This window comes from Synechococcus sp. RC10B2, assembly GCF_047502635.1.
In genome coordinates this window covers 37,080-45,133 of sequence record NZ_JANSHO010000072.1, presented here as the reverse complement: position 1 = coordinate 45,133, position 8,054 = coordinate 37,080, and the positions used below count along the sequence as shown (strand labels likewise).

The following is an 8,054-nucleotide window of genomic DNA, read 5'->3' as shown; positions in this document are numbered from 1 at the left end:
GGGCATGTTTCTCTCCTTGTTCTTTTCCTCACACCTTTTTGGCTGTAGGGATGTCCTCATAGAAGCGACAAACTGCCTACCTCAACAACGAGCCTGGCAATCGCGGACTCTGGGAAGACATGATACAGCCGAAGTCCACATCGTCTACCACTTTACACACTTTCTGCGCGAGACTCAATGCGAGACCCAACTGCGGTAGATGATCGAGGCTCGATATCCACTACTCTACCTCAGGGATCCGGCTCTGGCTAGCGGGTGTATCTCAAACTGAGACAGAGCTCTCAAGCTGCAAGCTCCGGTGGGGATGGGCGGTACCGGACTCGAACCAGTGACATCCTGCTTGTAAGGCAGGCGCTCTACCGCTGAGCTAACCGCCCCCGAGGGATCCCAGTCCACCGAGTTTAGCATTCCCAAAGGACTATTTCCCCATACCCAAGCTCTGCGCCTTCTGGTACACCTTGCCCTCGGTCAGGAGGGAGGGGGCGATGCAGATCTCCACCTGCTGCATTTCTCGGAGATTGGCAGCCCCCAGGGTGGCCATGCTAGTGCGCAGAGCACCCCAGAGGTTGTGGGTGCCGTCGTCCAGGCGGGCGGGGCCGCACAAGATCTCTTCCAGGGTGCCGGTGGATCCCACGCGGATGCGGGTGCCGCGGGGCAAAACGGGGCTGGGGGTGGCCATGCCCCAGTGAAAGCCGCGACCCGGCGCCTCCTGAGCACGGGCCAAGGGAGATCCGATCATCACGGCGTCGGCTCCGCAGGCGATGGCCTTGCAAATATCCCCGCCGGTTACCAAGCCGCCGTCGGCAATGATGGGAACGTAGGTGCCACTTTCCGTCAAGAACTGGTCGCGGGCGGCTGCACAGTCGGCGATGGCGGTAGCCTGAGGTACTCCCACCCCCAGCACGCCGCGGGAGGTGCAGGCAGCGCCGGGGCCGATGCCCACCAGGACTCCTGCGGCTCCCGCTTGCATCAGCTCCAGGGCGACATCATAGGTGACGCAGTTGCCGACCACCACGGGAATGGGCATGGAGCGGCAGAAGGCGGCCAGATCCAGCTTTTGCATGCCTTCAGGCACCTTGTGGTGGACGGAAACCACGGTGGCCTGGACGAAGAACAGATCCCCGCCTGCTTCCGCCACCAGGGGGCCATATTCAGCTGCGTGGGCGGGCACACAGCTAGCGGCCGCGATGGCGCCGGCCGCTTTGATTTGGCGGATGCGCTCTTGGATCAGCTCCGGCTTGACCGGCTCGCTGTAGAGGCGCTGCATCAGGGGAACGAACTCGTCTTTGCCGACCGCGGCAATCTGATCCAGCACCTCGTCGGGATCGGCGTAGCGGGTTTGGATCCCGTCCAGGTTGAGCACGCCCATTGCCCCCAGCTTGGAGAGCAAGATGGCCATCTTGACGTCCACCACGCCGTCCATGGCGCTGGCGATGATGGGGATGGGCCGTTGGATCCCTCCCAGGGTGAAGTGGGTATCCACCAGGCTGGGATCCAGGGTTCGCCTGCCCGGCACCAGCGCGATCTCATCCAGCCCGTAAGCGCGTCTTGCCTGCCGATTGCGCCCCAGTTGTGCGTTCATTTCCCTCCCCTCTGACAGGATCCCTTCTTCCTATCATGCCGCCAACGTGTGATTTGAGACTAGCAAGAGCCGGGTTTTCCCTCCGGTTTAGCTTCGCTTGTCTCTGCCTCAACGGAAGTCTGGCCGGTCTGGCAGAAGCCATACCCTCGCCCGAGTTAAAGCCCTTGTGGAGTTTCCGGCGAGGAAACAGGGCTCTTCCCTTGCAATGAGGGGGGCAGGGGAGTGAAAATGTGGCCTTCTTGCAGGTTGCCGAAGCTGTGGCAGCGCTCGGATCCCCAGCGGAAGCCGTAGAGGGCGATGTAGGCGCACATTAAGGCATCGACTTGGTCTTCGTAGTTTTTGAGTTGGCGGCCCCTAAGGGATCCCACCTCCACTTGGAGCAGGGGCTCGTGGCCTTGCAGAGACGGATCGGCGCTGGCCAAGGCGCGCAGATGTTGCTGGTACAGCCGCCACGCCTGTTCTCGTTGCAGCCAGGTGCGGCGGGGACGCGCTTTGTAGGGGAGGCTGCGGCTGAGGCCAAACAGGCTCACCATGGCGCTGTGGGGGAAGACTTCGGTGATCTGCCGGGCCAGGGATCCCTGCTCGATGCTGGCCTGCTCGCGAAAGCCATAACGGGAGAGAGCTTGCACCAGGGCCTCCCCTCGCACCTGGCCGTTTTTGGCCAAGAGGCGGCGGTTGGCCGGGTGGGCGCCAGCGGCATAGGCGCGAAACACCCGGTTCAGCTCGGCTTCCGCCCGCCGCTGGCCGCTGGGGTTGGGGACGCGCAGGGGGGCATCCACCGCCACCAGGCAGGGATCCCCTCCCGCTTGGGCTTGGATGAAGTCCACAATCTCCTGGTCGGTTTGCAAGAGGCGGTTGTCCCGCAGGTGGCCCGTCAGGTTCGGGGCTTGGGGATCCCCGCTCTCAACCTCCAGCGTTGCCACGCCAGAGGGGTTGCGGGCCGACCAGGCCAGGTCTAGGCCAATGCAGATTAACCGTGCCACGCCGCCTTCTCCTTCCGTTAGTAGGATGGCTCGCCCTCACCCCCCGGACGCCTGGGAGAGGGAAATGCCCAAGAATAAAGGGATCCCAGCCGGGATCCCGGAAGATGGTTGCTCTGACAAGGCAGCAGACTTTCCGCTAGCTGGCGAAGCCTCTGCCTCTTCCTGCCCGAAGATTAGTAGTCGTAGTCATCCACGCCGCCGCCACCGCCAGCGGGCTTGTTGCTCTTGGGCTCCGGCTTGTCTACCACGATGGCCTCGGTGGTGAGCACCATGCTGGCAATCGAGGCGGCGTTTTGCAGGGCAGAGCGAGTGACTTTGGCCGGGTCAACGATGCCCGCCTCAAACATATCCACATAGGCGTCGTTCTGGGCGTCGTAACCCACCGTGAAGGGTTTCTCTTTCACCCGCTCCAGCACGATCGAGCCGTTCTGGCCGGCATTCTCGGCAATGCGGCGCAGCGGAGCGCCCAGCGCGCGGGCAACCAGCATGGCCCCTACCAGCTCATCGCCGGACAAGTTGGCCTGCGCCCACTCCGTTACCGCCGGCATCAGGTGCGCCAGGGTAGTGCCGCCGCCGGGGACGATCCCCTCTTCCACCGCCGCCTTGGTGGCGTTGATGGCGTCCTCCAGGCGCAGCTTGCGATCCTTCATCTCAGTTTCGGTGGCCGCGCCCACTTTGATCACCGCCACACCGCCGGAGAGCTTGGCCAGGCGCTCTTGCAGTTTTTCTTTGTCGTAGGTGGAGTCGGTTTCTTCAATTTGGCGACGGATTTGCTCACAGCGGGCTTTGACAGCCGCTTCGTTGCCTTCCGCCACGATGGTGGTGTGGTCTTTGGTTACCGTGACGCGACGGGCCGAGCCGAAGGAGTCGAGACGGGCGTTCTCTAGCTTCAGGCCGCGCTCTTCGCTGATGACCTCACCGCCAGTGAGGATGGCGATGTCTTCCAGCATGGCCTTACGGCGATCCCCAAAGCCAGGCGCTTTCACCGCCACCACGCTCAGCACGCCCCGCAGCTTGTTCACCACCAGAGTGGCCAGGGCTTCTTTCTCGATGTCTTCGGCGATGATCAGCAGCGGACGACCGGCGCGGGCCACTTGCTCCAGCACCGGCACCAGGTCTTGTACCAGGGTGATTTTCTTATCGGTAATCAGGATGTAGGGGTTTTCCAGAACCGCCTCCATCCGCTCCGTGTCGGTGACGAAGTAGGGGGAGATGTAGCCTTTGTCAAAGCGCATCCCCTCCGTCACTTCCAGCTCAGTGGTCATGGACTTGCCTTCTTCCAGGGAGATCACCCCTTCGCGGCCCACTTTGTCCATGGCCTCGGCGATCATGCGGCCCACTTCCTCATCGTTGCCGGCGGAAATGGCCGCCACCTGGGCAATGGCTTTGGAGTCTTCCACCGGGCGGGCATGTTCGGCGATCTTGTCCACCAGGAACTTCACGGCTTTGTCGATGCCGCGCTTGAGGGCAATCGGGTTGGCGCCGGCGGCCACGTTTTTCAGCCCTTCTTTAACCATGGCGTGGGCCAGGACGGTGGCGGTGGTGGTGCCGTCCCCAGCCGTGTCATTGGTCTTGGAAGCCGCCTGACGGATCAAGGAGACGCCAGTGTTTTCAATGTGGTCTTCCAGCTCGATCTCTTTGGCGATGGTTACCCCATCGTTAACAATTTGGGGTGCGCCAAACTTCTTCTCCAGGACGACGTTGCGCCCTTTGGGGCCGAGAGTAACGGCTACAGCTTCCGCCAAAATGTCCATGCCGTGTTCAAGGGCACGACGGGCTTCTTCGCTAAAAATGATCGACTTGGCCATACTCAACCTCTCAGACGTGAATGAACTAAGGGCGATGTAGAGGATCGATCGCTGAATGAACTAAGGGCGATGTAGAGGATCGATCGCTGAAGGACTGAAAATTACTGAACGATAGCGAGAATATCCCGCTCGGCCAGCAGCACGTACTCATCGCTGCCCAGCTTCACTTCCGTGCCGGCGTACTTGGAGTAGAGCACTCTGTCGCCGGCTTTCAGTTCCATCGGGATCAGCTTGCCCTCGTCGTTGCGCTTGCCAGGGCCAACAGCAACCACTTCCCCCACCTGGGGCTTTTCCTTGGCAGTGTCCGGCAAGAAGATCCCACCTGCGGTTTTCTCGTCCTGCTGAGCGATTTTGACCAGCACGCGGTCGCCCAGCGGCTTCAGGGTAGAGACGTTAAGAGCCACTGCAGCCATGACGAATGTCCTCCTCTTTCCATTAATTCCGCTTCCCGAGGGGAAGCGACTTAGCACTCTCGACTTACGAGTGCTAGTTTATCAGCCAACTTTCTGGCCTGACAATAGCCTTTGTCGGTGGGATCCCGCTTTTGGCGGGTACGGTCGGGGTGCGGATCCCCCTACTTTTGGTGCCGGTGTGGGATCATGGCCTGAGTTGGGCTGGGTTGAGAAGGTGTGGATCCCGTTGTTTCAGGTGGATGCGTTTACGGCAGTGCCTTTTGCAGGTAACCCCGCGGCGGTGTGTCTGCTGCCCCAGGAGTTGCCAGAGGCGCTGATGCAGGCCATTGCCGCAGAGAACAATTTGTCGGAGACGGCTTTTTTACTTCCCCAGGGATCCGAAGGCGAGGTTCCCCACTATGGGCTGCGCTGGTTTACTCCCACCACGGAGGTAGAACTCTGTGGCCATGCCACGTTGGGCAGCGCCTATGTGCTCTTGACCGAGATTCACCCGGAAGCTCAGGGGGTGGCCTTTTCCACCCGCAGTGGCCGGCTGCAGGTGCGGCGGCAGGGGGAGCGGCTGGCGATGGATTTTCCCGCCCAGTTCCCGCAACCCTGGCCGGAAGGCCAAGAGCAGGTGGCTGCGGCATTGGGGATCCCTCCTCTGGAGTTGTACCGCGGCAGCATGGGGGTAGCGGTGCTGACTTCGGCCCAGCAGGTGCAGCAGCTGCAGCCGGATTGGGAGCGGGTTCAGGCACTGCCTGTTTCTGGGTTGATCGTCACTGCCTCGGGAGGGGATCTAGAAGACCAGCCAGATTTTGTCTGTCGTGTTTTTGCCCCCCAGTTGGGGATCCCGGAGGATCCGGTGACCGGGTCTGCCCAGTGCCTGTTGACACCCTATTGGTCGCAGCGCCTGGGCCGGACTGAGCTCAAAGCCCGCCAGCTCTCGGCGCGGGGAGGCGAGCTGTGGTGTCGCGATCTCGGCACTCGGGTGGAGATTGCCGGGCAGGCGGTGCTGGTGATAGCGGGAGAGCTGAGGATTCCCTAAAAAAACACCCCGGCTGGCTCCGAGGTGCTGGGAAGACTCTCGCGAAGAATAAGTGCGCAAGCTAGCCCAAAAGTTCTGCCGCCTGGATGAGCTCCACTTGCTTTTTCTTGAGCACTAGCAGAAGCTGGGTGATGGCCACCGCTGCCAGGAAGGCCACCAACCACTTCACCCGTTCCGGGTTCTGCACCACCAGATCCCGCTCCACTTGGCCAAAGCCGCCCACGTTGGGGTTGTTGGTAACCGGATCCCCTTCTTGGACGCTGTCGCCAATGTTAACCACCAACTCCGGCCCCGGCGGCACCACCAAGTGCTTCAGTCCGCCTTCAGTCTCGAAGCTGAGCACCCGCGTGCCCGGCAACTCGTATTCGGGCGGCACCAGGGCGGCCAGCTCAGGCGGCAGATCGCTGAGGTCAGATTCGATGGTGGCGATGCTTGTCAGACGACCCGTGGCAGGAGCGCGGAAGACGTTGTTGTTGCTGAGGCTGCCATCGGGGTTGATCTGGCCACGACCGCGGTTGGCGCCAATGTAAACCCGATATTTCATGAAGGCCACGGAGGGATCCTCCTTCGGGTCAGGGGCGACCACCGGGAAGACGATTTCCTGGTGCTGCTCGCCGGGCAGGGGACCCACCAGGAGAATGTTGGGCTTCTCGTCGCTGTAGGGAGTGATGTAGGTCTCAGCGGTTTCCTGGCGCTGCTCCTCCGTCATCTCCTCCTCGGTGGCCAGGCGGAAGCCTTCTGGCAACACCACCACAGCGCCAACGTTCAAGCCGCCCTTGCTGCCATCCGCCAACACCTGTTGCTTGCTCAAGTCATAGGGGATCCCGACCTTGATGGTGAACACCTGGCCCGGGGTAACTGCCTGCGGCACTTCGGCACGGGCAGGCATGGCGTTCAGGTGGCAGTTGGCACAGACGATTTTCCCGGTGGCCTCGCGCGGGTTGTCGTAGGCCATCTGGGCGTAGTACGGATAGGCTGCTGCCGGACGGGATCCCGTCCCCAGCAACAGCAGCAGCGCACACAAGGCCAAGTAAATTCGCTTCATAAGTTAGCTCAGAATCTCAATCAAAATTCTCGCAAGCCCTTTGGGGCAATCTCCTCAAAGCTCACAACTCATGCTCTAGCCAGGACTAGCGCAGCAACCTCTCTGGCCTTTTCCCCCACTTCTGACCCGGCTGTGGCCCCTTACAGGGGTCTCTCTGGAGCCTATCGTAACGCCTCAGGCCTCGCGGAAATCGGGGCCTTGCCAGGGGCTGAAGCGAACGTTGTCGCCGTCCACCGTGGCGCTCACCAGCTCCAGGGAGCGGGGAGCCGGCCCCCGGATGACCTTGCCGTTGGCCGCGTACTGGGATCCGTGGCAGGGGCACTTGAACAGGTTTTCCCCCGCGTTCCAGGGCACCACACAGCCGAGGTGGGTGCAAACCGCGTTGAGGCCGTAGTTGGCCACCGCCCCGTTGTCGATCACAATGTAGGTGGGATCCCCCTTCAAGCCTTGGGCCAGCACGCGATCCGTGGCGGCGTGAGTGGCCAACAGCTCACTGACGCTGATGGGCTTGCCGAGAGCATCTTGAGCTATCACACCTTCTCCTGCCCCACCGGAAGAGGGCGGAATAAAATACTTCACCACCGGGTAGAGGGTGCCCACCACCACCACCCCCACCGAGCTGCTGAGGAGGGCATTCAGAAAAACCCGCCGGCTCATGGGGGGTGCCTCGAAGTTGCTAACCGCTTCCGTCATAATGGCCAGTACAAACCTGAGAAGTTTTAATGTTCGTTGACAAACGACATCATCCTAACCGAGCTCCTTGGCTAATATCATTAAGAAATGCAAAGCTAAAGGAAGTGCAAGGGAAGAGGCGGCGGTTTTTCTGCTGCGGCCCAGCTCAGTCCCAACCCAATCCGAGCCAGACCATGACGGGATCCGACTTTCAAGCTTTGCTGCGGGAGAAGTGGGGCTATTCCTACGACGTGCAACTGCGCCGCATGGGGGGCAGGGTGGTTCTGTTGGTGATGTGGCGCTACCTGGAGCAGCCCTCTTTCCCCTTGAGCGAGGCCGAGTATCTGGCTCGCCTGGAGTCTGTCATGGCCCATTTGCAGGCGTGGGGCGTGTGGGAAGCGGTGCAGCGAGAAATTGAGGCTACCCGTCAGAAACCCCGCATAGGCAAGGCGGTGGCCATTCCTTTGAATTTGCAAGGGGTGGGAGAGCGCGCCTCCGAGTGGCTGCTGTAGTCTTCCTCGCCC

8 protein-coding genes and 1 tRNA gene are annotated in these 8,054 nt (G+C 61.5%); 2 read left to right on the top strand and 7 right to left on the bottom strand.

What is annotated here, in order from left to right:
• Positions 1-305: 305 nt before the first annotated feature.
• The 5 genes from NW855_RS10770 to groES form a co-directional block, all read right to left on the bottom strand.
• Positions 306-377, bottom strand: a tRNA-Val gene (locus NW855_RS10770).
• 41 nt (positions 378-418) lie between these two features.
• Positions 419-1,582 carry a GuaB3 family IMP dehydrogenase-related protein gene (locus NW855_RS10765; protein ID WP_414403000.1) on the bottom strand — a complete coding sequence of 388 codons (1,164 nt, stop codon included), beginning with the start codon at positions 1,580-1,582 and terminating at the stop codon, positions 419-421.
• Between the two features lie 155 nt (positions 1,583-1,737).
• Positions 1,738-2,565 carry a DUF429 domain-containing protein gene (locus tag NW855_RS10760; protein WP_414403001.1) on the bottom strand — a complete coding sequence of 276 codons (828 nt, stop codon included), beginning with the start codon at positions 2,563-2,565 and terminating at the stop codon, positions 1,738-1,740.
• 173 nt (positions 2,566-2,738) lie between these two features.
• Complete coding sequence (gene groL / locus NW855_RS10755; RefSeq protein ID WP_011430255.1) at positions 2,739-4,373, bottom strand: chaperonin GroEL; 1,635 nt, start codon at positions 4,371-4,373, stop codon at positions 2,739-2,741.
• 101 nt (positions 4,374-4,474) lie between these two features.
• Positions 4,475-4,786 carry a co-chaperone GroES gene (groES, locus tag NW855_RS10750; protein ID WP_414508742.1) on the bottom strand — a complete coding sequence of 104 codons (312 nt, stop codon included), beginning with the start codon at positions 4,784-4,786 and terminating at the stop codon, positions 4,475-4,477.
• 178 nt (positions 4,787-4,964) lie between these two features.
• Here groES and NW855_RS10745 point away from each other — a divergent pair, with 178 nt between their 5' ends.
• Complete coding sequence (locus NW855_RS10745; protein ID WP_414508741.1) at positions 4,965-5,813, top strand: PhzF family phenazine biosynthesis protein; 849 nt, start codon at positions 4,965-4,967, stop codon at positions 5,811-5,813.
• A gap of 61 nt (positions 5,814-5,874) precedes the next feature.
• Here the strand turns inward: NW855_RS10745 and NW855_RS10740 are convergent, their stop codons facing one another.
• Together NW855_RS10740 and NW855_RS10735 are read right to left on the bottom strand one after the other, a co-directional pair.
• Complete coding sequence (locus NW855_RS10740) at positions 5,875-6,858, bottom strand: apocytochrome f (RefSeq protein WP_414508740.1); 984 nt, start codon at positions 6,856-6,858, stop codon at positions 5,875-5,877.
• Positions 6,859-7,032: 174 nt separating this feature from the next.
• Positions 7,033-7,551 carry a cytochrome b6-f complex iron-sulfur subunit gene (locus NW855_RS10735; protein WP_011430251.1) on the bottom strand — a complete coding sequence of 173 codons (519 nt, stop codon included), beginning with the start codon at positions 7,549-7,551 and terminating at the stop codon, positions 7,033-7,035.
• Positions 7,552-7,724: 173 nt separating this feature from the next.
• Here NW855_RS10735 and NW855_RS10730 point away from each other — a divergent pair, with 173 nt between their 5' ends.
• Positions 7,725-8,042, top strand: a complete 318-nt coding sequence (locus tag NW855_RS10730) for a DUF3067 family protein (RefSeq protein WP_041439037.1) — start codon at positions 7,725-7,727, stop codon at positions 8,040-8,042.
• Positions 8,043-8,054: the final 12 nt, after the last annotated feature.